Raw genomic sequence first — 22,745 nt, forward strand, 5'->3', positions numbered from 1 at the left:
AGTCGACACAGATGAAGCCGACCGAGCGCCGCATCCTGTTAGGCAGGATTGTCGGCGCTTTTGGTGTCAAGGGCGAGCTGAAGCTCGAGTCCTGGACCGAGCCGCGCAGTGCGATCTTCCGGTATCAACCGTGGATCGTGCGTTCGCCGTCGGGGCAGGAAACCGTCGTGAGCGGCGTGCGTGGACGCGATCAGGGCAAGAATCTGATTGCGGTGTTCCCGGACGTGACCGACCGCGATACGGTCGAGGCCATGCACGGTACCGAGATCTACGTCGCCCGCAGCGCGTTGCCGCCACCCAATCCCGACGAATATTATTGGGTGGATCTGGAAGAACTGCAGGTGGAAACCGTCGAGGGCGTCAAGCTCGGCACGGTGTCGCATCTGTTTTCCACCGGGTCCAACGATGTGGTCGTCGTGCGCGGCGATCGCGAACGGATGATCCCGTTCGTGTTTCCCGAGTTCGTCAAATCGGTGGACTTCGAGGCCAATCTGATCGTGGTCGACTGGGACCCGGATTTCTGATCAAGGCGGTGCCTCGGCTTCGCTCTTGCTCTACCCACTTCCCCAATCCCGATTTCCGATTCTTACGTGCGCATCGACGTCATCAGCCTGTTCCCCGAGTTCATCGCGCAATGCGCGGCGTTCGGCGTGGTTGGGCGGGCGCAGGAGCGTGGCCTGCTGGAATTGCAGGGCTGGAATCCGCGCGAGCATGCGCAGGGCAATTACCGCCGCGTGGACGACCGCCCGTTCGGCGGCGGGCCCGGCATGGTGATGTTGATCGAGCCGTTGCGGGCCTGCCTGGACGCGGTACAAGCCGCCGATCCGCGGCCTGCACCGGTGATCTACCTCAGCCCGCAGGGGCGGCCGCTCACCCAGCCGCTCGCCCGCGAGCTGGCACAGTTGCCGCGCATGGTGCTGCTGTGCGGGCGCTATGAAGGGGTGGACGAGCGCTTCCTGGCGCAGGCAGTGGATATGGAAATCTCCATCGGCGACTACGTATTGTCCGGTGGCGAGTTGGGCGCCGCGGTCGTGGTGGATGTGGTGACGCGCTTGCAGGACGGGGTGTTGAACGACGCCGAATCTGCCGCGCAGGACAGTTTTGAAGGGCCACAGGGCCTGTTGGATTGCCCGCACTACAGCCATCCCTCGACCCATGCCTGGGGCGATGTGCCGGATGTTCTGCGGTCGGGTAACCACGCCGCCATCGCGCGCTGGCGCCGGCAGCAATCGCTGGGCCGGACTTGGTTGCGTCGCCCGGACCTGCTGGACGAGGGCGGGTTGGATAAGAACGATCGCCGCCTGCTGGACGAGTTTCGCCGCGAACTCGCCCGGGACGACGAGAAATGAGGGCTCACCCCTAGCTCTTGCAAGATTGATTGGGGTACAATATGCGGCTTGCTGGCCAGCCTTGCGTCTGGCCCTCTTACGAACCTCGAGCAATCGCCGTGCGGCGACTGCCGGTCCAATATCACCAGACACGCGGTGCCCATCATGAGCAAACTCAACAAGACCATCCTGGCTGACTTCGAAGCCGCCCAGATTCAGCGCAAGCTGCCGGAATTCAACCAGGGCGACACCGTTGTGGTGAACGTCAAGGTGAAGGAAGGCAACCGCGAGCGCGTGCAGGCCTATGAGGGCGTCGTGATCGGTACCAAGAATGCCGGCCTGAACTCGGCGTTCACCGTGCGCAAGATCTCGCACGGCTTCGGCGTCGAGCGTGTGTTCCAGACCCATAGCGCCATCATCGACTCGGTCGAAGTGAAGCGTCGCGGTAAGGTTCGCGCCGGCAAGCTTTACTACCTGCGTGGTCTGGAAGGCAAGGCTGCCCGCATCAAGGAAGATCTGGCCGCTGCTGCACAGGCCAAGGCCGCTCGCCAGGCTGCTGCCAAGGCCGAGTAAGCCACACGGGCAGGTCTTCGATCTGCCACTGCCAAACGGCCGCCTTTGGGCGGCCGTTTGCGTTTGGCGATGCAGTACAAGGGTGATGCGGGAGGTTGCGCGGGCCGTGGTAGCAGTTGTCCCAGGCTCGGTCGTGGATAGTCCTCTCAGGCGACGGGCTTCTTTCATTGGCATTCGCCGTCGGCAGACAGCAGGCAACGACATAGGCGGGGAGTTCGTGTACCGGGCCGATCGCTCTGATGCAGCAGGCGGGCAAAAATCGCTAACTCCTAACTCCTAACTCCTAACCGCGAAGTCGGCCGGCATGGCGTTTCGCGGTTCGACAGCTTCCCGCTCTAGAAGCGCTCACTCAACTGCTGTGTTCTTTCAAGGATTGAGGGTTCATGCGTTGAGCAGGATCGATCGCGGCATCCGTCGTGTGGCGATGGCTTGTTCAAGGCTGCCGTGTTTGCGCGGATGCGGTGATCGGAGCCGGGTCGGCGACTGGCGAAGCCGGGTGCGCGGGCACTTCAGCGGCGGCAGCCAATGCCGATGGATGCGCTGGCGTGGCCAGCATGCGCGCCTTGCGCCAGCCGCCCCAGCGGTAATACGCCAGCGACAGCAGCATCGAGCAGGTGGAGCTGATCGGGAAGCTCCACCACACCGCATCAGCCCCAAAATGCGGGATCAACAGGTTGGCCAAGGGCACGCGCACGCCCCATAGCGAAAACGCCAGGATCAACAATGGCGGGATTACCGCGCCGGTGGCGCGCACCACGCCCGACACCACGAAGCTGACGCCGAATAACAGGAACGACCAGATCGCGATGTGGTTGAGGTGCCGCGCGACCTCCAACGTGGCGCTGCCTTCGGGCAGAAACAGGGCCAGGGTCCAGCGGTCGAACCCGATCAACAACGCAATCAGCAGGCCGGTCATCAGGAAGTTGGCGGCGATGCCGGTGCGTGCAATGGCATCCACGCGCGACCACAGGCCGGCACCCACATTCTGGGCGGCCATCGAAGAACAGGCGGCGCCGACGGCCATGGCCGGCATTTGCACGTAATTCCATAGCTGCAGCCCGGCACCGAACGCGGCGGCGGTGTCGGTGCCGAAGCCGTTCACCAGCGACAGCATCGCAATCATCGCCAGCGAGATCATCACCATCTGCAGGCCCATCGGCACGCCCTTGACGATGAGTGCGCGCAGGATGGCAGGGTCGATCCGGAACAGGTGCAGGTCACGCCGCCCCAGCCACAGCATATGACGTTTCTTGCGCAAATAGATCAGCAGGCCGGCCAGCGCAGCCACCTGCGCAATGAGCGTGGCCCAGGCCGCGCCGGCAATGCCCAGTGCAGGAAACGGGCCGATGCCGAACAGCAGCAAAGGGTTGAATACGATATCCAGCAGCACCGACAGCAAGAGAAAGCGAAACGGCGTGCGCGCATCGCCGGTGCCGCGCAATGCCGCCGACAGAAAGGCAAACAGATACAGCGTTGGCATCGCCAGGAAGATCACCCGCAGGTAGTCTTCGGCCAGCGCCTGCGAGGCGGCTGGCGTGCCCATGGCGGTGAGCAGGTGCGGCGCCAGAAACCAGCCAACCACGGCAATCACCGCCGACAGCCCGCCGAAAAAACTTGCGCTGGTGCCCATCACCTTGCGTGCCTGCGCGATGTCGCGTGCACCCATGGCCTGGCCGATCAGGATGGTGGAGGCCATGCCGATGCCGAACACCGAACCGATCAGGAAGAACATGATGCTATTGGCGTTGGCTGCGGCGGTCAGCGCTTCCTCGCCAAGATAGCGGCCTATCCAGATGGCATTGACCGAGCCGTTGAGCGACTGGGCGATGTTGCCAGCCATGATCGGCAGGGCGAACAACAGCAGGCTCTTGCCGATCGGGCCTTCGGTCAGGACAGCGGATTTGGGCATTGCAAGTAGATCGTCGCGCAGAAGCTGCGCACACTAGCATTGCGCGGGTGAGCCCGGCTGCAGGGCAGGGTGTCTGGACTGCGACCAGGTCATGGCGTGGCGATCGGCCGATGCGCAGTTGCTGTGTTTACCGGTGCGCCAGGTGGGGCAGCCCTTTGACCGCCTCTCGGAGCATCCTCCCTGCACGTCGATGCAGCTCCCCACAACAGCGCCAAGGCGTGCTTCGCAGCTCGCGGCTGGTGGTGTTGCGCGTCAGCGGTGCCTTGACCTGTGAGGTACTGGTGATCGACGGTGCCGACGCATCGACAGGGCTCGCTACGTGGCGGTCGCCGACGGGCAGTGTGTCGGTGCGATCGCGCGGTCGTGGGTATTGGCCGGCAAGGCGGGGTGCACAGGAGCGGCTCACAAAACAATGCGTTTATCGACAGGCGGACGCGGCAGGTGATCGCTGCGTCATTCTCACGCCTTCACTGCCATCTGAGGCGCCGCCTATGGCAACTTGACGAGTGCGCGCTCCATTTCCAGCCACGCTAACGCGTACATCTTGCCGCTTACCCGGGTGCTTGAGTTCCTGGCCGTTGCCCAAACATCCGGTTTGACGCAATCAATCTGACGCAATCAGAGCACACCCGCGGCGTCGACAGCAACGCCAGTGTTCCCGACAACGCAGTGCTTGACCACATCACCCTGTTTGGTGCGCATCCTCGCGCAAGACACGAGACGCCGATACGAATGAATCTGGAGCCGGAACACGCAAAGACGGTCAGGCTGGATGTCTGGCTCTGGGCAGCGCGCTTTTTCAAGACACGCAGCCTGGCCAAGACCGCAGTGGAGAACGGTAAGGTGGATGTGGCAGGTCAGCGGCCCAAGCCGTCGCGTACGCTGCGCAGCGGCGAGCAAGTGCGTATCGATCGTGGCGGCGAAATCTTTGAGGTCACGGTCGCCGCACTCAGCGACGTGCGCGGCCCCGCCCCGGTGGCGCAGGCGCTGTACGTGGAAGGTGAGCCGTCGCGCGAGGCGCGTGCGCAATGGCGGCTGCAGCGCGCTGCCGAGCGCACCGGTTACCGCGCACCGGAAGGCAAACCGGATAAGCGTGCACGCCGTTTGATCAACGCGTTGGGCGATATCGACGCGTTGTAGCGGCTGGCGTCTTATCGAACGAGGCGGATGGTTTTCGAATTTTTCAGCGTGGTCGCATGCGCGCGAGGCGTATGCGCAAGTGCGTCTCCAGCGGGCACCGGTTATCGCGCGCCGGAAAGCAGACCGGACAGGCGCGCACGCCGGTTGATCACGACGTTGGTCGGTATCGATGCGTCGTAGCGGCCGGGTGTCCTATCCAATAAACGAACGGATCAGCTTTCGTTCCACGTTCAGAGTGACCGCACGCAATGACGTGACGCATTGATTGCCCGTCGATACGGGCATGCGTTGCCTTGTGAATTGTCGCAGTCTTGGTTGTAGAGGGTTCTTTCAGGCGGCATGTTGCCCAGAGACCTGCGTGTACGCTGGTTGCCTGCCGCGAGGCGGCGGCGCGCGCGCACTGCCACAGTCGCATGCGCATGCGCGTTGCGGTCGATCAATCGACACGCTGAGCAAAACAAACGCCCCGGTCATCCGGGGCGTTTGTTTGCAGCGGTTATGTGGGCCGGATCGAACGAACCAGCCGCTTACGCCAGGTCGAACCGATCCAGCTGCATCACCTTGGTCCAGGCGGCGACGAAATCGTGCACGAACTTCTCCTGTGCATCGGCGCTGGCATAGACCTCGGCCACCGCACGCAGGATGGAGTTTGAGCCGAACACCAGATCCACGCGTGTGCCGGTCCATTTGTGCTCGCCGGTGCTGCGGTCGCGGCCTTCGTAGAGTTCCTTCGCGTCCGAGGTCGCTTTCCATTCGGTGCGCATGTCGAGCAGATTGGCGAAGAAGTCGTTGCTCAGCACGCCGGGGCGGGTGGTGAATACACCATTCTTCGAGTCGCCGACATTGGCGCCGAGCACGCGCAGGCCGCCGATCAGCACAGTCAGCTCCGGTGCGGTCAGGGTCAGCAGCTGTGCCTTGACGATCAGCAATGCTTCGGCAGGCACCGCGTAGCGGCGCTTGGCGAAGTTGCGGAAGCCATCGGCCACCGGTTCCAGCACGGCGAACGCTTCGACGTCGGTCTGCTCCTGCGAGGCATCGGTGCGGCCGGGCGCGAACGGCACGGTAACGCTGTGGCCTGCGGCGTGCGCGGCATGTTCCACCGCGGCGTTACCGGCCAGCACGATCAGGTCGGCCAGCGAAATCTGCTTTCCCCCCGAGTGAGCTGCATTGAAGTCGGCCTGGATGCGCTCCAGCGTGCCGAGCACCTTGGCCAGCTGCTCGGGTTGATTGGCCTGCCAATCCTTTTGCGGTGCCAGGCGGATACGTGCGCCGTTGGCGCCGCCACGCTTGTCCGAGCCGCGGAAAGTGGAGGCCGATGCCCAGGCGGTGGAGACCAGGTGCGCCACGCTCAGGCCGGAGGCGAGGATGGTCTGCTTCAGCGTGGCGGCATCCTGCGCATCGACCAGGGGATGATCGACTGCCGGCACCGGGTCCTGCCAGATCAGTTCTTCGGCCGGCACGTCCGGACCCAGGTAGCGCGAGCGCGGGCCCATGTCGCGATGGGTGAGCTTGAACCAGGCGCGCGCAAACGCATCGGCAAACTGGTCCGGATGCTCGTGGAAGCGGCGCGAAATGGCTTCGTACGCCGGATCGACGCGCAGCGCCAGATCGGTGGTCAGCATGGTGGGGCGATGCTTCTTCCCCGCAGTGTGCGCATCGGGAATGATGGCGTCGGCGTTCTTGGCCACCCACTGATGCGCGCCGGCCGGGCTCTTGCTCAGCTCCCACTCGAACTTGAACAGGTGGTCGAAGAAGTCGTTGCTCCACTGCGCGGGCGTGGTGGTCCAGGTGACTTCCAGGCCGCTGGTGATGGTGTCGGCGCCCTTGCCGCTGCCGTAGCGGTTGTGCCAGCCCAGGCCCTGGCTTTCCAGCTCGCCGGCTTCCGGCTCGGCGCCCACGTTATCGGCCGGGCCGGCGCCGTGGGTCTTGCCGAAGGTGTGGCCGCCGGCGATCAGCGCCACGGTCTCTTCGTCGTTCATGGCCATGCGCGCGAAGGTGTCGCGGATGTCCTTGGCGGCGAGCAATGGGTCCGGATTGCCATCCGGGCCCTCCGGGTTGACGTAGATCAGGCCCATCTGCACGGCGGCCAGTGGATTTTCCAGGTCGCGGGTGTGCTTGACCTGGCTGTCGTCGTCCTTGACCAGCACGCCGTGCGCCTCATCCACGCCCGGTGAGCCGTGCGAATAGCGTTCATCGCCACCTAGCCATTTGGTCTCGCGGCCCCAGTACAGGTCCTGGTCCGGTTCCCAGGTGTCTTCGCGGCCACCGGCAAAGCCGAAGGTCTTGAAGCCCATCGATTCCAGTGCGACGTTGCCGGTGAGGATCAGCAGGTCGGCCCAGGAGATCGCCTGGCCGTACTTCTGCTTGATCGGCCACAGCAGGCGGCGCGCCTTGTCCAGGCTGACGTTGTCCGGCCAGCTGTTGAGCGGTGCAAAGCGCTGCTGGCCGCGACCGCCGCCGCCACGGCCATCACCGATGCGGTAGGTGCCGGCGCTATGCCAGGCCATGCGCACGAACAGTGGGCCGTAATGCCCAAAATCGGCCGGCCACCAATCCTGCGAATCGGTCATCAGCGCATGCAGTTCCTGCTTGAGCGCCGGTAGATCGATGCGCTTGAAGGCCTCGGCGTAATTGAAGGTTTGGCCTAGCGGGTTGGACTTGCTCGAATGCTGGCTGAGCAGGTCCACGCGCAACTGCTGCGGCCACCAATCGCGGTTGGTGGTGCCGGCACCGACGACGGCGTGATTGATCGGGCACTTTGCTTCGGTGGTCATGGCGTTTACCTATGTGCGTGAGCATTTGGGGAGCTACATGCCGGTGCGTGGCACATGCTGGTGGAATCGAGGTGGAACAGCGCTGAGGCAAGTTTTGGGTGACGAAAGCAACGCCGCTGCCGCTCTACGCTGCCGGGTCTGCCAATGCTAGCGTCTGCTTGGCGTCGCACGTAACCGATGAGTGGCGAAACGCACGATGGAAAGACGGCTGCTGCAGGCGGGCTCATCATGGCAGTCGGCACACGATAAAGAGCATCGATCATTTGGTGAATTCGAATTATTCAACCATATCGATAGGGTTGCGCTATGGATAGCACGACGGTGCCCACTGGTTCGCCTTTACTTCAGCGCTTGCCGAACAGGCTGCCGCCCAACTTCATGACATCGCCCAGGCCCAACTGGCCGTCGCCATCCTGATCCAGCGCGCTGGTCAGCAGGCTGCCAGCGCCGCTGCTGCTGCGGACCTGTTGATGTTCCTGCGCCAGGGCGGGGCCGAGCTGGGTGCTGGTCGCAGCACCGCCGCCAAGGAACCGTTTGGCCAGGTAGGCCATCACGATGGGCGCGAGCAGTTGCAGCAGCTGGCCGGCCTTGCTCGGTTCAAGCCCGGTGGCCTGGCCCAGACCAGCGGCTGCCTGCGGTGCCTTGTCGCCGAACAGATGATTCACGATGCCCGCACCATTGGCTTGCGCACCGCCGGCCGAGCCGCCCAGCAATGCACCGAACAGGCTGCCGATGTCCGGGCTGGCGGCATGATCGCGCTGCAGGGCACCCAGCAGGGCATCGGTGCCGCCGGCTTGCTGGCTGTTGCGTCCCAGCGCACCCATCAACAACGGCAACGCGGTCTGCACCGCCGATTGCGCCTGCTCGGGCGCGATGCCCAGGCGGCCGGCAAGTTGCTGCAGCTGCGGGCCTTGCAACTGCGCGGCCAGCTGATCGGTCAACGAGGCAGAAGTGCTCATGCGACGAGTTCCCTGTTGGACAAAGTGTTGCGGCAGGGTGCGCTTGTCGCAGCGCCAGGGCAATCCGCCCACGCACGTGCGCATGCGAAGCGTGATGCAATGCGGGGCGCGGGTGATCATCGCCAAGTGGCGAAGCGAACGCAGCTGGTCATCTGCGCGGTTGGGGTGTTTGCAACTTGGGCATTGACGAATAAACCACCCGATTGCGCTCTAACCAATCCCCAATCCCGACTTCCCAATCCCTGCCCTCAAAGCAACGCCTTCAACCGATACAGCGCCTCCAGCGCCTGCTTGGGCGTGAGCTCGTCCGGTTCCAGCGCCTGCAATGCTTCTTGTGCCGCCGAGGACGGCGCGGTGAACAGCCCGAATTGTTGCGGTGCATCCAGCGCGGCGGGCGCCATGTGTGCGCTGTGACTTTCGCCGCCGCGTTGTTCCAGCTCGGCCAGGCGCCGCCGCGCCTGCGTTACCGCCGCCTTGGGCAAGCCGGCCAGTGCGGCCACCTGCAGGCCGAAGCTGCGATTGGCCGGGCCGTCCTTGACCGCATGCATGAACACCAGGCGCTCGCCATGTTCCACCGCATCCAGATGCACATTGGCGATACCGCTGGCGCCGCCGGCATGCGATTCGTCGGCCAGCGCGGTGAGCTCGAAGTAATGCGTGGCAAACAGCGTGTAGCAGCGATTGGTGTGCGCCAGATGGCGCGCCACCGCGTCGGCCAAGGCAAGGCCGTCGTAGGTCGAGGTGCCGCGGCCGATCTCGTCCATCAACACCAGCGACTGCGGCGTGGCGTGATGCAGGATGTAGCTGGTTTCGGCCATTTCCACCATGAAGGTGGATTGCCCGCGCGCCAGGTCGTCGCCGGCACCGATGCGGGTGAGGATGCGGTCGATCGGCCCGATGATTGCGCGGCTGGCCGGCACGAAGCTGCCGATATGCGCCAGCAACACGATCAACGCATTTTGCCGCATGTAGGTCGATTTACCGCCCATGTTGGGGCCGGTGATCACCAGCATGCGGCGGTCGGCATGCAACTCCAGATCGTTGGGCTCGAACGGCTGGTCGCGCACCGCTTCCACCACCGGGTGGCGGCCGCGTTCGATGCGCAGGCACGGCGCGCTGTCCAGTTCCGGCTGCGACCAGTCCAGTGCCTGCGCGCGCTCGGCGAAGGCGGCCAGCACATCCAGTTCGCTCAGGGCGCCAGCGCAGCGCTTGAGGCCTTCCAGTTCGCTGCCCAGCGCATCGAGCAGGCCTTCGTAGAGCAGTTTTTCGCGCGACAACGAGCGCTCGCGCGCCGACAGCACCTTGTCTTCGAAGCTCTTGAGTTCCTCGGTGATGTAACGCTCGGCATTGGTCAGCGTCTGGCGGCGGCTGTAATGCAGCGGTGCCTTGTCGGCCTGGCCCTTGCTGATTTCGATGTAATAGCCATGCACGCGGTTGTAGCCGACCTTGAGCGTGGCGATGCCGCTGCTGGCGCGTTCGCGTTGTTCCAGGTCGATCAGGAATTGATCGGCATTGGTCGACAGGCGGCGCAGCTCGTCCAGATCGGCGTCGTAGCCGGTGGCGATCACGCCGCCATCGCTGAGCTTGAGTGGCGGCTGCTCGGCTACAGCACTGATCAGCAGATGCGCGGTGGCATTGTGCTCGCCGAGTTCGGCGAACAGGGTCTGCAGGCGCGGGGAATCTAGCGGTGCCAGGAGGGTGCGCACTTTCGGTAGCAACGCCAGGCCGTCGCGCAGGGTGGAGAAATCGCGCGGTCGCGCCGAGCGTAATGCCACGCGCGTCAAAATGCGTTCCAGATCGCCAAGCGCGCGGAAGGCTTCGCGCACATCGGCATCGGCGCCGGAGTCGATCAAGCTCGCTACTGCGTGGTGACGGTGCACCAACACATCGCGCAAGCGCAACGGGCGATGCAGCCAACGCCGCAGCAACCGCCCGCCCATCGGCGTGACCGTGCTGTCCAGCACGCCCAGCAAGGTGTTGCGGGTGTCGCCATCCACGCGCGTGTCCAGCTCCAGATGGCGGCGGGTGGCGGCGTTCATCGAGATCGCTTCGCTGGCCACTTCCATGGCGATGGACGTCAGATGCGGCAGTCGCTGTTTCTGGGTCTCTTCCACGTAGCCGAGCAGCGCGCCGGCTGCAGCAGTTGCGCAAGGCTTGTCGTCGATGCCGAAACCGGACAGGTCGTGCAGCTTGAAGAACGCCAGCAGCTGCCGACGCCCGCTGTCGGCATCGAACAACCACGGCGGCCGACGCCGCACGCCGATGCGCCCGCGCAGGAATTCCGGCCAGTTGTCTTCGTCGGGCACCAGCAGCTCGGCCGGCTCCAGGCGCGCGATCTCCGCTTCAAGCGCGTCCACGCTGTCCACTTCATTGACCAGAAAGCGTCCGCCGGCCAGGTCGGCCCAGGCCAGGCCGTAGCCCTGTTTGCTGCGCGAGATCGCCATCAGCAGCGTGTCGCGGCGCTCGTCCAGCAGTGCCTCGTCGGTGACCGTGCCCGGCGTGACGATGCGCACCACCTTGCGCTCGACCAGGCCCTTGGCCAGCGCCGGATCGCCAATCTGCTCGCAGATCGCCACCGACTCACCCAACGCCACCAGCCGCGCCAGGTAGCCTTCGTAGGCATGCACCGGCACGCCGGCCATCGGGATCGGGGCGCCACCGGAACTACCACGCTGGGTCAGGGTGATATCCAGCAGGCGCGCTGCCTTGCGCGCATCGTCGTAGAACAGCTCGTAGAAATCGCCCATGCGAAAGAACAGCAGCAAGTCGGGGTAATCCGACTTGGCGGCGAAGAATTGCTTCATGGCAGGCGTGTGTTCTTGAGGGGCCTTGCCAGGCTTGGAAATATCTGAGGAAACAGTCACTTATGAATTTGCTCTGTAACGGAACTGACGGTCAAAAGAGAGGTGTGGCGGGGAGTAACGGTCTTTTTTGTTGCGACCGTGTTGCGACGATTCAAAGCGAAACCCAATTTGGCATGTTGCGACGACTTCGCATGGTAAGAAAAGCGTGCGTTGATGTTGCGACTTTGGTTGCAGCCAACGGCACTTACACGACAGCAATGGAGGATGCATGAGCAAGACGTCGGAGCTGCCAGACCTGCCAAAGAGGCGTGGGTCGCTCAAGTTTAAGCTGACCTACGCCCAAGTCCTGAGCCTGTCGGTGGATCGGATCCCCGTGGTGGACAAAGCGGGCAAGGTCAAGTTGGTGGAGAGGTCTCCTGAAGAGGCCGGCGAACCCTACCGCTTGGTGGATGGAAGTGACAAGGCTCCGTCCGGTTTTAGTTTTCGGGTAGGGAGAACCAAGACCACATACGAGGTGGTCAAGCGGGTGCCGACGGGCATCCGCCGTTTTTCCTTGGGCAACGTCACCGACATGGGGCTGGACGAAGCCTACGAGGTAGCCAAGGGGCACCTGTCGGTGCTCAGGCAGACCGGGACCAATCCGGTGCAACAGGAGCGCGCAGAACTCCGAGCCAAGCGTCGAGACAAGCGCTCAGAAGACATCACGCTTCGGCAATGCATGGAGCTCTACATCGAGCGCATGGGAGAGCGTGCTAGGAAAAAGAAGGTGAAGCAGGTCAGTGTCGAGGCTGTCCGCAGCAGCTTGGCTCGCCTGGAGCGCCCCGAGGTGGGGTTGGCCGATCTGAAGATTCGGGACACGCGAACCGAGGACGTGGTGCGGGGATACGACGCGTTGCGCAAGAGCGCCATGCTTCGCTCCAACCGTATCCCGACCGCCATGCGTCAGGCCTTGGCATCCCACGACGACTGGGCCCAGCTTTCCACAGTTCAGCTTAGCGAACTGGGCATCGTCGGCAAATACATTCAACGGGTAAGGGCCGCGGGACTTGCCGCAGCCGAGCACACCTTCACCGATGCCAAGCGCTCTGTGGACTTGTTCAACGAAGTGGAACAAGAACAGGCGCATGAGGCTCGGCGGGAGCCCAAGATAATCTACAACCCATTCCAGGCTATCTACAGCAAGGATTTGCTTCGCGGGGCTCAGGACCTTCGCAACCACTACAGTCGGGCTGAGGTGCGCAATCCGTTGGGGGATGACACGCTGCCCAAGGTGCTGAAGGTCATCCTGGCTCGCCGAGATGAGCAGGGCGGTTTGAACGCCGCCGGTGCCGATTACCTGCTACTGACTCTGTTGTGGGGCACCCGGCGCAGCGAAGCAGCCGCGTTGCGGTGGTTCGACCGGTGCACGCCAGGCGAGCTGACTCAGCGCGAGGTGTCGTGGGTGTCTTTGACGCCACCGGGGCAGGTCAATCCTTTCACTCGTCGGGAGGGGTCTCAGGTCTACCTGTTCGACACCAAGAACGGAGATGAGCGCTATTTGCCAGTGACCTATTTCGCTGAGCAGGTGCTTCAGCGGCGTCTGGATGAGCGCTTGGACGATACCGAGGCGAAGAAGGAGGTCGCGACCATGGAAGGCTTGCTTCGAGCCGCTAGAGCCAAAGGAGCTAGACGGGAGCTGATCAATGGATTGGAGGCAGAATTGGAGAAGGCCCGCCATGCCCTTGACCGAACCCGCTACGTCTTCCCGGCGCGTTCCAGCCGCAGCCGATCGGGGCACTACTCAGACAGCAAGAGCATCGTGGCCAATGTCCGGCGCGATGCGGGCTTGTTGAACCTCAGCGAGGATATCGACATCGGGCTGACCCCACATGATCTCCGTCGGACGATGGGGCGCTACGCGGCGCATTTGTTCGGAGAAAGCCGCATCGTCTCGCAGCTCTTGCACCATCACACCCGCGGGCAGGGCCAGGATAGGATGGCCGCGGTGTCGGAGCGCTACACCGACCAGGAGTGGTCCAAGTTGCGAGAAGCGATGGCACGGGTTGAGGAAGCGATGGTCGCCAAGAGCCCGCGGGTATGGAACCGGCTGAAGGGGACGGACTGAGCCACCCCCGATTTCTCGGACAGGTTAATTAGGGAACAACAGCCATCTTCTCGAACTCGGCCGGCGAGCGATAGCCCAGCGCACTGTGCAACCGCTGCCGGTTGTAGAACACTTCGATGTACTCGAACACTTTCCCGCGCGCTTCGTCGAGACTGGCGAAGCGCTCGTGGTGCGTCAGTTCCTGTTTGAGCGAACTGAAGAAGCTCTCCATCACCGCATTGTCGTAAGGCATGCCCTTGCGGCTCATGCTTGCGACCAGCCCAGCTTCTTGCAACTGCCGCTGATATGCACCGCTGGTGTATTGCGTGCCCTGGTCACTATGGTGGATTGCGCCCTGCGCTGGCCGTCGGCGGTGCAGCGCCATGGCCAGCGCAGCGCTGGCCAACGCCTGATCGGCCCGCTGGCCCATCGCCCAGCCCGCGATCTGCCGGCTGTGCATGTCTAGAACTGCCGCCAGGTACAACCAGCCCATCCGGGTCGGGATGAAGGTGATGTCCGCCACCCACACCCGATCTGGCCCCGGACTGACGAACGGCCATGCCAGCCGGTTAGGCGCTACCGCCGCACGCTGGTATGTGCTGCGCGTGCGCAGATAGCGTTGTCGCCGTTTGGTGCGGATCGCATGTGCCTGCCGCAGGCGCCGCACCCGATGCCGGCCGCATGTCTCACCTTGCTGACGCAACGCGCGCCACAGGCGCTCGCTGCCATACGCCTGGCGGGTTTGTGCGTGCAACTGCTCGATCCGCTGCAATAGCCGGGCATTCTCCTGTGCGCGTGGCCCCGGACGGCGAGCGCACCACGCGTAATAGCCGCTGGGCGACACGCCCAACGCATGGCAGAGCCAACGCACCCGGTAACCCCGCTGATCTCGGATCCAGGCGTACTTCACGGTAGCTCCCGCGCAAAGTACGCCGCCGCTTTTTTTAGGATCTCGTTCTCTTGGCGCAGCCGCTCGTTCTCGCGCTGCAGCTTGGCCAGTTCATCCGGGTTGGCCTTGGGCCGGCCACTGCCGCCAAAGGCGCCAGCGCCCTTCGCATCGAGATCCGTGGCCCACTTGTAGAGCCGGTTGCGCGGGATGGCTAACTCCCGCGCGATCATGGCCGCTGGCCGATCTCCCGCCTTGAGCAACCGCACTGCTTCCCGCTTGAACTCCGCTGTAAACCGCTGCCGCTTCTGCATCGAACACCTCCCTGCGAGGATTGTCCTCGCTTTCAGGTGTCCGAGTTATCAGGGGTGGCTCATGCCATGACTGGAGACGAAAGCCAACTGGTGACCGGTTGGGAAACGTCTCCAAGCGCGAACTGGTCATCCCCCATCGCGGCAAGCATCCTGGCCTCGTCGGATGGATAGACCCGGCCGTCGTGGTCATAGATGACAGCACCAAGGCCCGCACCAGAAGGCGACCTGAGATCGACATATCCGTGACCGAACGAGGTGAAGAGCTGCGAGAGCAGCAGCGACGCATACGACTCTTCTAGCGCGTAACCGGAGCGGTTGACGGCCACCAAATGTTCAAAGGCTTGGGCATAGAATGCAAGGTAGTCCTCTGTGGAGTAGCCGGTTCGGCGGGCCGTCCGATTCGCAAACCCGTAAGGGCTAAGAGGCCTCAGCGAGATGGAGTGAAGTCCTAGCTTCCGATACTCATCGATGATCGCTTCTGGGACTTCCAAGCTCAGCTTGGTCAGCGTCGTCAGAGCCGACACCCCATCCTCCCCAAGCCAGCGCCGCCCCAGGTCGATGCCATTCAGGGTGCGACGATAGCTGTCACGGCCAGGTCGCGGGCGATTCGCGTTGTGGAGCCATTCCGGACCGTCTAAAGAGGTGGATAACTTAAAGCGGTGCTCTGCTAGAAATGCGATCTGGCTTTCGGTGAGGTCATGAAGCGTCGAAGCCAAGACGAATCGTAGGTCTCGCCGTTCGGAAACGTTGCGTTTGACGATGAGCTTCGTGATGCCCATGACTTGCTCAAAGTTGAGCAGGGGCTCCCCACCTTGGAACTCAATAGTGAGTTCTTGGCTAGGCCATTCGAAGAGTCGCTCGACCGCTTGCTCCGCATGCGAGCCAGCCATATCAAAAGCAGTGGCGGTTGTTGCTTGGCGGGACACTTGGCAATAACTACAGGTGTGGTGGCACCGCAAAGACACAACAAAAATATGAAGTGCCGGCCCGCCCACCGTGTAGGACTTCCGAGTGCGTATCTGACTCAGGAGTGGCGATAGGCTGCTGCGGTCGGTCTCCACGATCGCCAAGTGCCTAGCCTGTAGATCTGCGAGCAAAGGAGAGTCTGCAGAGAGCTCATGGGAGACAAACCGTTGAAGATCAGCCATATCCATGAGGAGCCAGTCGCCAGCCATTGATGACACGAACGCGCGGGTCTCATCCCACGGCAGGCGCCGAAATCGAAGGGGCAGCAACTTGTATGAGGATGCGTGGCCAAAGGCCTGCCTGGGCTTAAACCTCGACATTAGAACGCGTCAAAGGTCGAGCTTGGTTCAATGCGACACGGACTAATTCCTGCTGCAAGCCTTGCGTTTCATTCCGGACCAGCGCACGCAAAAGCTCATCGAGTAGATCACGAGAAAACTGAGCATGAAGTCCGGGGCGACAGCAGCGTTGTCTTTGCTCGAAAAAGCGACCACGAGTGAGTTGCCCTCCATCCGCATTTCTACGTCGTAAATGCCCGTGTAGCGGTGAGCTGCTCGAGCCACCACTTCATCGCCGTATAGGCTGCGATCAACACAATAATGCGAGCGTTCCATTGCTCATCCCCCTTTGGATAAGCAACGTTATCCTCATGGCGCCTTTGGTTGCAAGTCGCTAGCAGCGCTGCCCTAGTTTTTATGAGCGGACTCAAGCGGTTTTGGGGCTAATCTAAGCAAGCGCTAGGGCATTCGTTATCAGATTTTTTTAAAGAAGTGCGGCGTCCCCCCGTCCTGAGTAGCAGTCGGATTTTAAGGGCATCGCAACCACCGAGCCTTGATTTGAGCCTGAAGATGCTCTACATCGGTCTTCAAGGTCTACTGAGTTCCCACCATGGTCAAAGCTCGCAACAAAGGTGATGAACGCCCGTCACTTATCGAGGCAGCGGGAGGTGATCTTCTGATGTCCAAGCAGATTGAGCCGCTTAAAGAAGAACAACTGGCGAAGCTTCGTCGACTTGCTACTTACGACGTCTCCACATACTCCGAGGCAAGGCCGCCGTTGGGTGTAACTACTGATGATGTCGTTAAGTGGATGAGTCACTGCGTTGCTTCCATTGTTTACAATGGAAGTAGGGATACGACGAACCGCTCAAACGTCAATCGAAATTGAACAGCTTTTTATTTCCTGATGCAAACTCCAGGGACGACCAAGTGGAGTTCTTCCTTGGCTTGCGGATCCGATCTATTTCGTTTGACAGAACCTATGCGCAGCAAGGGTTTTAAGGGGATAGTTGTTCGCGGTTGCGTAGTCAAAATCATACTGTTTAAAAATTTGGAGACCAATGAGAACTAAAAACAAACTAACTTATAGATGAACAAAAAATAAACTTTAGTTTTTTTATGTTAGATTAACTTGACAGAAATGAAGACATGCCTCCAGATTCATCCCGCGTGGCCCATCAATCAGGAGTCAAGTTATGCCCATCAAGCCTGGCCCGAAGCCGATCGCCCCATCAACCGGTAAGCCTGATCAACGTCGACGCGACAACAAAGATACGCCTGGAAACACGCCCGATCTCAAGCCACATAAACACAAAAAAGGAAGCTAAGGCTTGGCAGTGGGGAGGGGCTATCCATGTCCCCTCCCTCTTGTTAGGACCAGTCAACTGGCTAGGCTCTTTGTCCAGAAAACACTAAAGCGATGTGTTAGCTGGGTCTTGCTCACGGGTAGATGTGCGACTCTATCTGGGAGCCCACGACCATCGGCTGCGTCCATCTAGTCGAATGAACGCATCATCGGGGTGAAGGAAGACATTCTCGATTTGGATTGGCTCCAGGTTGAGCCTGCTGTAGTCTTCGAATCGAATTGACGAATCTTCTAGCTCATAGCCTTGGTTAGCCAGAACTACTCGATAAGCCGCGGCCAGTCCGAAGGTGTTCCGCAACTAGGTATCCGAGACCTGTGACCCGCCTAAGGCGGGCCTGCTGATGGAGCGCAGCTCCCAGGATTTAGGATGACGCTGCCGATTTTTTCTTTGCCTGAAATGGCCTGCATTCGGCGGCTAAAGGTAAGCTGTGCACCCTCTCCGACACCCGAGTGTGGGCCATGGATTCTCTTCGCCAAGGACGCTGCATCGCCAAAGCCCTTTCAACAGGCGCTTTGCTGTTGGGATTGGCCGCGTGCGCGGAACCTTCAAACGCCCATCAGGAGAAAACAATGCAGGATGTAAGCTCCGCTGACCTTAAGCGCGAACAGGACAGGGTTGCCGCCATCTCGGATGCTGCGCTTCCCCCTGGCTCATCACCTATGATGACGTGGAATGGCTACCCTGCTTTGCGGCCAGGTCCTGAGCTTTCTCCTCACCAGCTGCTGGAGCAAATCCAGGCACTGGCCAAGGCCATTCACAGTTACAGCGATTCCGACCCAAGCAGGGTAGAACGAGTGCTGGGGCTTGTATTGCCGCCCGACGCAAAGCAAGAGCGCAAAGGAGTGTCGGGGCGTGTCGGCAAGGGAAGCTATTCTTGGGCAGTCTGGAAGCCGTATCCGGAGAGCCCTGGCCATACCGTCGAGCTAACTTTAACGAGAGACGCCTGCTTGGTTTACGACGCTATCAGAGGCCCGCTGGAAGCCAGTGGCTTCCACGTTTACGTGCCCACCTTCGGCGACGACCAGCGGATCTCGTTTGACAAGGCCGTGGGTCCGTCCCTGGGCCTGTTCATCGCGGTGACGCCGGACCGTCGGGAATCGCCAACGTGCGCCACCGTGGTGAGCTTCGAGCTGGACCGCCGCGATGCTTGACCCCCGCATTGAGCGCATGCTCCAGGAAACCGAACGTCGGTCGGCCTTGCCCCCGTGGGCCGCTCAAAATCTTCGGGAGGCGGTTGAGTCCTCACCCTATCTGGTTGAGGTCATGACCAAGGCCATTGAACACGGCGATCTGAAGCACATCACCGTGTCAAAGACCCCCAACGAGGGGGGGCACTACAGCCACGACACGCGATCTATCAGCATCAACGCCGATATCTTTTTAAGGTCGAGGCCTGAAGAGCGCGTGGATCAGCTTACCGGCGTTCTGGGGCATGAAACCGGTCACGCCTTGATGGCCCGATCCAACGAAATCAGCACATACAAGCTGTCCTACCGAATCGACGAGGCGCTGAAAGAGGGTGCGCGCTACGGAGACGCCAACGTCGATGTCACTCCATTCGCAAAGGACTACATCCAGGCATCGCGTGAGAACGAAGCGTTCGCCGAACTGGTCTCAATGAATTCGGTCGCGAGCCGCGTCAAGCACCAGCGCCCCAATGCGAGTGAGGCCTACTTGCTGCGGCGGATGGATCCCACCACCCCCTGCGTGACCAACGGCCAATTAGAGCCGGGTATACGATTGGACAAGGATGGCATCCAGCATACGGACAACCGCATCGACAGCTCGGCGGTAAAATCCGTGGCGATTTGTCAGTTCGATCAGTCCGGCAAAAGCCTGGGCGCGTTAGGGCAGTCCGACTACAACGCCTTTTACTTGTCTTACGTCGTGTCCGCCGGAGCCGCCGTGTCCCGTGGCTTGGACCGGGCTTCCAGCCAGTCGATTCCGAGCCTGGGCCTCAACCTAAAAGAGCTCGGCAGCTCAGCGGAAGAAATCCAAGCGGCAGGAGTGTCCTTGGGTGGACAGGGCAAAGCCTTCGGGTTCGCCGATACCTCCGATGGACAGCTAAGGCCTGCGGAAGTGAGGCAGGTCGGAAAAGGGGGCGCCGGCCAACCGGACCTTGCACCCCAAGCCGTCTCCCGCGACCAAGTCGTGCTGGCCGACAACCCGGTGCACCCCGACCATCAGACCTATTCCCGCATCCACGACTGGGTCAAAGGCACGGGCAACTCGAACGAAGAAGAGACCAGGAACGTCTCGGCTGCGCTTTACAAGCAGCAGGTGGACGATCCGTTGCTCAAGCGAGTGGACAGGGTCACGGGAGGATTAGGGAACGATGGCGCTCAGAACGTCGTTGCGATCTATGCCCCGCACGGGGTGGACAAAGCGCCGCAGTTCCATGCCCACGTGGACGGCCGCGTAGCTGCTCAGGAGCCGTCCCAGCAGAACCTTCAGCAGGCAGAAACCATCAAGCAGGACCAGGTGCGTCAGCAGCAGATGGAACAGACCCAGCAACAGACGGCTCAGCAGGAACAAGGACCGCGGATGACGATGAGCGGTCCTTGAGAGCGCCCGCTGTTGAAGCTTGCTTGATGGGTTATCGAGTCAGTGCAGCGAGACCGCCCCGCCCTTCATATGGCTGATAAGCAAAGCCTTAAGCTCCGAGTCCTCCAGCATGTGCGCGCCGGTTGAAACGACGAGGTCCGCCACGCGTCGCCGTCGTTTCATCTCCTCACGCCTTGCGGCTTCCTTTATTTTCGCTTCGCGGCGCTGATTAGCTAAAAGCTCCTTCGCTTGCAACTGGGCCAGCCGTTCCGTGGCTCGAGCGATGCGGTCGTGGTAGTGGCTAGTGGCAGTCATGCGTTTCTCCTGTGGTCCAGTCTTTGAGTCAATCACGGAAAAGCACATCGTCAAGTTTCGAGCAGCTTCGAAAAATCGGAGCACTCAAAAGTCGTTCGACACTGAAAAACAAGGCTTGAAAGAAATAAGCAAGAGCGCACTGATGCAATGTCTTCGACATAGCGCGCGCAAAGGGCTCCGCCCCTTGGACCCCAAGCGCGGAGCGCTTGCGAAAATCAAAAGCCACGGCATAAAGAGAGCAACCTCATCCGGAGTTCTCCATGGCTATCTACCACTCGCGCGTCAAAGTTTTTAGTCGTTCCCGCGGCGACTCTGCCGTTGCTGCAGCCGCCTACCGGGCTGGCCTTCTTCTCATCGACCATCTCACTGGTCAGCGTCATGACTACCGTCGACGCGGTGGCGTGGTGACGTCCGAGTGCTTGGCCCCGCACGATGCTCCAGCATGGGCCCTCGTCCCGGCTGAGCTCTGGCCGAAAGCCGAGGAGGCGGAGAATCGCAAGAACTCGGTGGTGGCCCGCGAGTTCGAGGTGGCCTTGCCGCACGAACTCACTGATGAGCAACGGTCGGATCTCGCTGTGGCCATTGGGCAAGCCCTGGTTGCCCGCTATGGATTCGCCGTGCAGGCCAGCATCCACTCGCCGGGCTCCCGCGATGGGCTCAACCATCACGTGCACCTGCTGGCCACTACGCGCAGGCTGGCCCCCGAAGGCTTTACAGAGAAAACGAGGGAGCTGGACGGCGGAGCGTCGGGGAAGATTGAGATCGAGTGGATCCGCCAGACCATGGCTTCCACGATCAACGAGCATTTGGCCGCTGCGGGAATTGATGCGCGGGTCGACCACCGTCGCTTGGAAGTCCAGGCCGAAGAAGCTTTGGCTCGCGGCGATTGGGCCGAAGCCATGGTGCTGTCCCGGCAGCCCACAAAACACATGGGCAAGACAGCCACGGCATTGGCGCGCAAAGGCGTCATGACCGACCGTGCCGCCGAGAACGCGCGCATCGTTCGAGAAAATGAGGAGGCCTTCGAGCGGTTGCTCGCTCAAGCCAAGCAAGAGGGTAGGGCAACTCCGAACCCAACCGGCCATAGCCACGATCAGGCGCGGCGCGACCGTCGACGCCGGGCTGGTGCTACGAACGACCTTCAAACCGCTGTGCCTGGGTTGGAAATCCATGGTCTCCGCGGCATGCGCCTCTCGGACGCCCTGGGCCGGCCTGCGGAAGATGCAGAGATGCGACCCCTGCGCCCCATCAGTGAGCTGGTCACCGAGGCAGCTCGGAACCTGGCGGAGATCCTTTCGACCCGGCCCGACTTGGCGCTGACCACCACGCAGCGCCTGGTGAGGCTATGGACCGCGCATGCGGCGACCCTGCGCGACAGTGTCGATTTGCGCAGGTGGCTCAACGGGCTCGTCGAAGGGCTGGGTCGTCTGAAGCGGAGCGTGCTGAAGTTTGCTCAGCGGACCAGCGCCTTGGGGCGTGCCGAGAAGCTCTTCCACTTGGCCGAGCAAGCATGGGAGCAGTTCAACGGCGACCATCCTCGCCCCGATGGCGAGTGGGCCTCGCAAGAGTGGGAAAAACGGCGAGGGCGGCGTTTGGCCGTTCTGGAAAAGCGCACAGCCGAACTGGCCGCAGCCCGGGCGGCAGCTTCCGAGGAGCGCTGGAATGACTGCGAAAATGAAATTGAGCTGCGCACAGCTGAGGTGGAGCAGTGGAGCGAGGAAGTTCTTGCGAGTCCTGAGCTCGCAATCGCCAGCCGGTCTGTTGAGTCGGTCAAGGCCGCTCCTGCTGAGCCCAAGCCCTCCCCGATGCCAGCGCGGCAACCAACACGCCGTCGGCCACGCCCCTGATGGAATCAAAGCCCCGCAAGTGCGGGGCTTTTTCTTCTTCTGGGCCCTTAGTGCCGGGGACGAGGGCGGAGATCTATCCGCTCGATCCCAATAGGTTCCTTGGGACGGGGGACGTTGTCCTTTTCCTTGTTCTTCTTGCGCGCCTCTCGCCACTCTTCGACGGACGCCGGCATAGCCGGAACGAAGCTGCGTTCAACGACCGCTCGTTTGACGAGGATGGGGTTGGATGGAGCAATGGTCGATGCCTGCACTTGCCCGGCCGGCCCCGGCCCGCCGAGCCTCAGCAACTCGGCAGCCAAGTCGAGCGAGTATTGGATGTCCTCTACTTCGTTAGGGGGAAGGCGGGTCGTGCGCTGCTGAAGGAGGTGGCCGAGCAGGCGACTGGCGACCTGGATCTGCGTTTGGTGATGCATGGGTGCTCCTGTGTTGGGTGAGCACTCATCCAAGCAGGTAGCTTCTCTTGCGCAAGAGCTCGCTTGACGAGCTACTTCACAGATCCGAGAGCTACCTTCTCGGTAATTTTATAGAAGGTATTAGCTGACTTCTGCTGTCCATGAGGCAAATGGTAGGTCTCGCTGATTCATGGCTTGGAGGCGTCTTGTGCTCCGCTGAGTCAAAGGTTACTTGATGCCTGCATCGGTCCGGTCAGCGGCGAGCA

18 protein-coding genes are annotated in these 22,745 nt (G+C 61.8%); 8 read left to right on the top strand and 10 right to left on the bottom strand.

The window, feature by feature from the left end:
* Positions 1 to 11 precede the first annotated feature (11 nt).
* The 3 genes from rimM to rplS all read left to right on the top strand — a co-directional run bounded on the left by rimM (position 12) and on the right by rplS (position 1,901).
* A complete protein-coding gene (gene rimM, locus BJD12_RS19790; RefSeq protein WP_005989875.1) occupies positions 12 to 524 on the top strand; it encodes a ribosome maturation factor RimM in 513 nt (170 codons plus the stop codon).
* 66 nt (positions 525 to 590) lie between these two features.
* Positions 591 to 1,349, top strand: coding sequence for a tRNA (guanosine(37)-N1)-methyltransferase TrmD (gene trmD / locus BJD12_RS19795; protein ID WP_005989874.1), 759 nt, complete (start codon positions 591 to 593; stop codon positions 1,347 to 1,349).
* A 144-nt stretch (positions 1,350 to 1,493) separates the two neighbouring features.
* Positions 1,494 to 1,901, top strand: coding sequence for a 50S ribosomal protein L19 (gene rplS, locus BJD12_RS19800; protein WP_005989873.1), 408 nt, complete (start codon positions 1,494 to 1,496; stop codon positions 1,899 to 1,901).
* 433 nt (positions 1,902 to 2,334) lie between these two features.
* On the opposite strand, the gene BJD12_RS19805 is transcribed toward rplS, so the two are convergent.
* Positions 2,335 to 3,810, bottom strand: coding sequence for an MATE family efflux transporter (locus BJD12_RS19805; RefSeq protein WP_005992210.1), 1,476 nt, complete (start codon positions 3,808 to 3,810; stop codon positions 2,335 to 2,337).
* Positions 3,811 to 4,542: 732 nt separating this feature from the next.
* Between BJD12_RS19805 and BJD12_RS19810 the strand changes: the two genes are divergently transcribed.
* Positions 4,543 to 4,950 (top strand): RNA-binding S4 domain-containing protein, encoded by a 408-nt coding sequence (locus BJD12_RS19810; RefSeq protein ID WP_005992208.1) that lies wholly within the window; start codon positions 4,543 to 4,545, stop codon positions 4,948 to 4,950.
* Between the two features lie 527 nt (positions 4,951 to 5,477).
* Here the strand turns inward: BJD12_RS19810 and katG are convergent.
* The 3 genes from katG to mutS form a co-directional block, all read right to left on the bottom strand.
* Entirely contained in the window at positions 5,478 to 7,724 is a 2,247-nt protein-coding gene (gene katG / locus BJD12_RS19815) for a catalase/peroxidase HPI (RefSeq protein WP_005992206.1), read from the bottom strand.
* A gap of 344 nt (positions 7,725 to 8,068) precedes the next feature.
* Positions 8,069 to 8,683 carry a DUF937 domain-containing protein gene (locus tag BJD12_RS19820; RefSeq protein WP_039420179.1) on the bottom strand — a complete coding sequence of 205 codons (615 nt, stop codon included), beginning with the start codon at positions 8,681 to 8,683 and terminating at the stop codon, positions 8,069 to 8,071.
* A 248-nt stretch (positions 8,684 to 8,931) separates the two neighbouring features.
* The gene (gene mutS / locus BJD12_RS19825; protein ID WP_005992203.1) at positions 8,932 to 11,487 is read right to left on the bottom strand and encodes a DNA mismatch repair protein MutS; all 2,556 of its coding nucleotides are present in this window, start codon (positions 11,485 to 11,487) and stop codon (positions 8,932 to 8,934) included.
* A 268-nt stretch (positions 11,488 to 11,755) separates the two neighbouring features.
* Here mutS and BJD12_RS19830 point away from each other — a divergent pair, with 268 nt between their 5' ends.
* Positions 11,756 to 13,591 carry a site-specific integrase gene (locus BJD12_RS19830; protein ID WP_005992201.1) on the top strand — a complete coding sequence of 612 codons (1,836 nt, stop codon included), beginning with the start codon at positions 11,756 to 11,758 and terminating at the stop codon, positions 13,589 to 13,591.
* A 28-nt stretch (positions 13,592 to 13,619) separates the two neighbouring features.
* Here the strand turns inward: BJD12_RS19830 and BJD12_RS19835 are convergent, their stop codons facing one another.
* From BJD12_RS19835 to BJD12_RS19850, 4 genes are read right to left on the bottom strand one after another with little or no spacing between them, the layout of a single operon-like run.
* Positions 13,620 to 14,480: an IS3 family transposase gene (locus tag BJD12_RS19835; RefSeq protein WP_005992929.1), complete on the bottom strand. Its 861-nt coding sequence runs from the start codon at positions 14,478 to 14,480 to the stop codon at positions 13,620 to 13,622.
* The gene (locus BJD12_RS19840) at positions 14,477 to 14,770 is read right to left on the bottom strand and encodes a transposase (RefSeq protein ID WP_039421683.1); all 294 of its coding nucleotides are present in this window, start codon (positions 14,768 to 14,770) and stop codon (positions 14,477 to 14,479) included. The genes BJD12_RS19835 and BJD12_RS19840 overlap by 4 nt, the downstream gene beginning before the upstream one ends.
* A 59-nt stretch (positions 14,771 to 14,829) precedes the next feature.
* Positions 14,830 to 16,056, bottom strand: a complete 1,227-nt coding sequence (gene hxsB, locus BJD12_RS19845; RefSeq protein ID WP_005994211.1) for a His-Xaa-Ser system radical SAM maturase HxsB — start codon at positions 16,054 to 16,056, stop codon at positions 14,830 to 14,832.
* 42 nt (positions 16,057 to 16,098) lie between these two features.
* Complete coding sequence (locus tag BJD12_RS19850; RefSeq protein ID WP_005994213.1) at positions 16,099 to 16,350, bottom strand: hypothetical protein; 252 nt, start codon at positions 16,348 to 16,350, stop codon at positions 16,099 to 16,101.
* A 1,489-nt stretch (positions 16,351 to 17,839) separates the two neighbouring features.
* On the opposite strand from BJD12_RS19850, the gene BJD12_RS19855 reads away from it, so the two are divergent.
* Together BJD12_RS19855 and BJD12_RS19860 are read left to right on the top strand one after the other, a co-directional pair.
* On the top strand, positions 17,840 to 18,532 hold the full coding sequence (locus tag BJD12_RS19855; RefSeq protein ID WP_005994215.1) for a hypothetical protein: 693 nt from the start codon (positions 17,840 to 17,842) through the stop codon (positions 18,530 to 18,532).
* Positions 18,525 to 19,946 carry an XVIPCD domain-containing protein gene (locus BJD12_RS19860; protein WP_005994218.1) on the top strand — a complete coding sequence of 474 codons (1,422 nt, stop codon included), beginning with the start codon at positions 18,525 to 18,527 and terminating at the stop codon, positions 19,944 to 19,946. The genes BJD12_RS19855 and BJD12_RS19860 overlap by 8 nt, the downstream gene beginning before the upstream one ends.
* Before the next feature lie 39 nt (positions 19,947 to 19,985).
* On the opposite strand, the gene BJD12_RS19865 is transcribed toward BJD12_RS19860, so the two are convergent.
* Positions 19,986 to 20,240, bottom strand: coding sequence for a hypothetical protein (locus BJD12_RS19865; RefSeq protein ID WP_042828215.1), 255 nt, complete (start codon positions 20,238 to 20,240; stop codon positions 19,986 to 19,988).
* Positions 20,241 to 20,500: 260 nt separating this feature from the next.
* On the opposite strand from BJD12_RS19865, the gene mobQ reads away from it, so the two are divergent.
* Positions 20,501 to 22,087: a MobQ family relaxase gene (gene mobQ / locus BJD12_RS19870; protein WP_005994222.1), complete on the top strand. Its 1,587-nt coding sequence runs from the start codon at positions 20,501 to 20,503 to the stop codon at positions 22,085 to 22,087.
* Between the two features lie 47 nt (positions 22,088 to 22,134).
* On the opposite strand, the gene BJD12_RS19875 is transcribed toward mobQ, so the two are convergent.
* Positions 22,135 to 22,500 (bottom strand): hypothetical protein, encoded by a 366-nt coding sequence (locus BJD12_RS19875; protein WP_005994223.1) that lies wholly within the window; start codon positions 22,498 to 22,500, stop codon positions 22,135 to 22,137.
* Positions 22,501 to 22,745 lie beyond the last annotated feature (245 nt).

The sequence above is a fragment of the Xanthomonas vesicatoria ATCC 35937 genome (assembly GCF_001908725.1).
In the GTDB taxonomy this organism is placed as follows: Bacteria; Pseudomonadota; Gammaproteobacteria; order Xanthomonadales; family Xanthomonadaceae; genus Xanthomonas; species Xanthomonas vesicatoria.

Bases quoted from the DNA above. Each gene is read 5' to 3' on its own strand.
- mutS (WP_005992203.1), bottom strand. From the start codon at position 11,487: ATGAAGCAATTCTTCGCCGCCAAGTCGGATTACCCCGACTTGCTGCTG.
- BJD12_RS19840 (WP_039421683.1), bottom strand. From the start codon at position 14,770: ATGCAGAAGCGGCAGCGGTTTACAGCGGAGTTCAAGCGGGAAGCAGTG.
- BJD12_RS19875 (WP_005994223.1), bottom strand. From the start codon at position 22,500: ATGCATCACCAAACGCAGATCCAGGTCGCCAGTCGCCTGCTCGGCCAC.
- BJD12_RS19830 (WP_005992201.1), top strand. From the start codon at position 11,756: ATGAGCAAGACGTCGGAGCTGCCAGACCTGCCAAAGAGGCGTGGGTCG.
- BJD12_RS19810 (WP_005992208.1), top strand. From the start codon at position 4,543: ATGAATCTGGAGCCGGAACACGCAAAGACGGTCAGGCTGGATGTCTGG.
- hxsB (WP_005994211.1), bottom strand. From the start codon at position 16,056: ATGTCGAGGTTTAAGCCCAGGCAGGCCTTTGGCCACGCATCCTCATAC.
- rimM (WP_005989875.1), top strand. From the start codon at position 12: ATGAAGCCGACCGAGCGCCGCATCCTGTTAGGCAGGATTGTCGGCGCT.
- BJD12_RS19850 (WP_005994213.1), bottom strand. From the start codon at position 16,350: ATGGAACGCTCGCATTATTGTGTTGATCGCAGCCTATACGGCGATGAA.
- BJD12_RS19865 (WP_042828215.1), bottom strand. From the start codon at position 20,240: ATGACTGCCACTAGCCACTACCACGACCGCATCGCTCGAGCCACGGAA.
- BJD12_RS19820 (WP_039420179.1), bottom strand. From the start codon at position 8,683: ATGAGCACTTCTGCCTCGTTGACCGATCAGCTGGCCGCGCAGTTGCAA.
- mobQ (WP_005994222.1), top strand. From the start codon at position 20,501: ATGGCTATCTACCACTCGCGCGTCAAAGTTTTTAGTCGTTCCCGCGGC.
- katG (WP_005992206.1), bottom strand. From the start codon at position 7,724: ATGACCACCGAAGCAAAGTGCCCGATCAATCACGCCGTCGTCGGTGCC.
- rplS (WP_005989873.1), top strand. From the start codon at position 1,494: ATGAGCAAACTCAACAAGACCATCCTGGCTGACTTCGAAGCCGCCCAG.
- BJD12_RS19855 (WP_005994215.1), top strand. From the start codon at position 17,840: ATGGATTCTCTTCGCCAAGGACGCTGCATCGCCAAAGCCCTTTCAACA.
- BJD12_RS19805 (WP_005992210.1), bottom strand. From the start codon at position 3,810: ATGCCCAAATCCGCTGTCCTGACCGAAGGCCCGATCGGCAAGAGCCTG.
- BJD12_RS19860 (WP_005994218.1), top strand. From the start codon at position 18,525: ATGCTTGACCCCCGCATTGAGCGCATGCTCCAGGAAACCGAACGTCGG.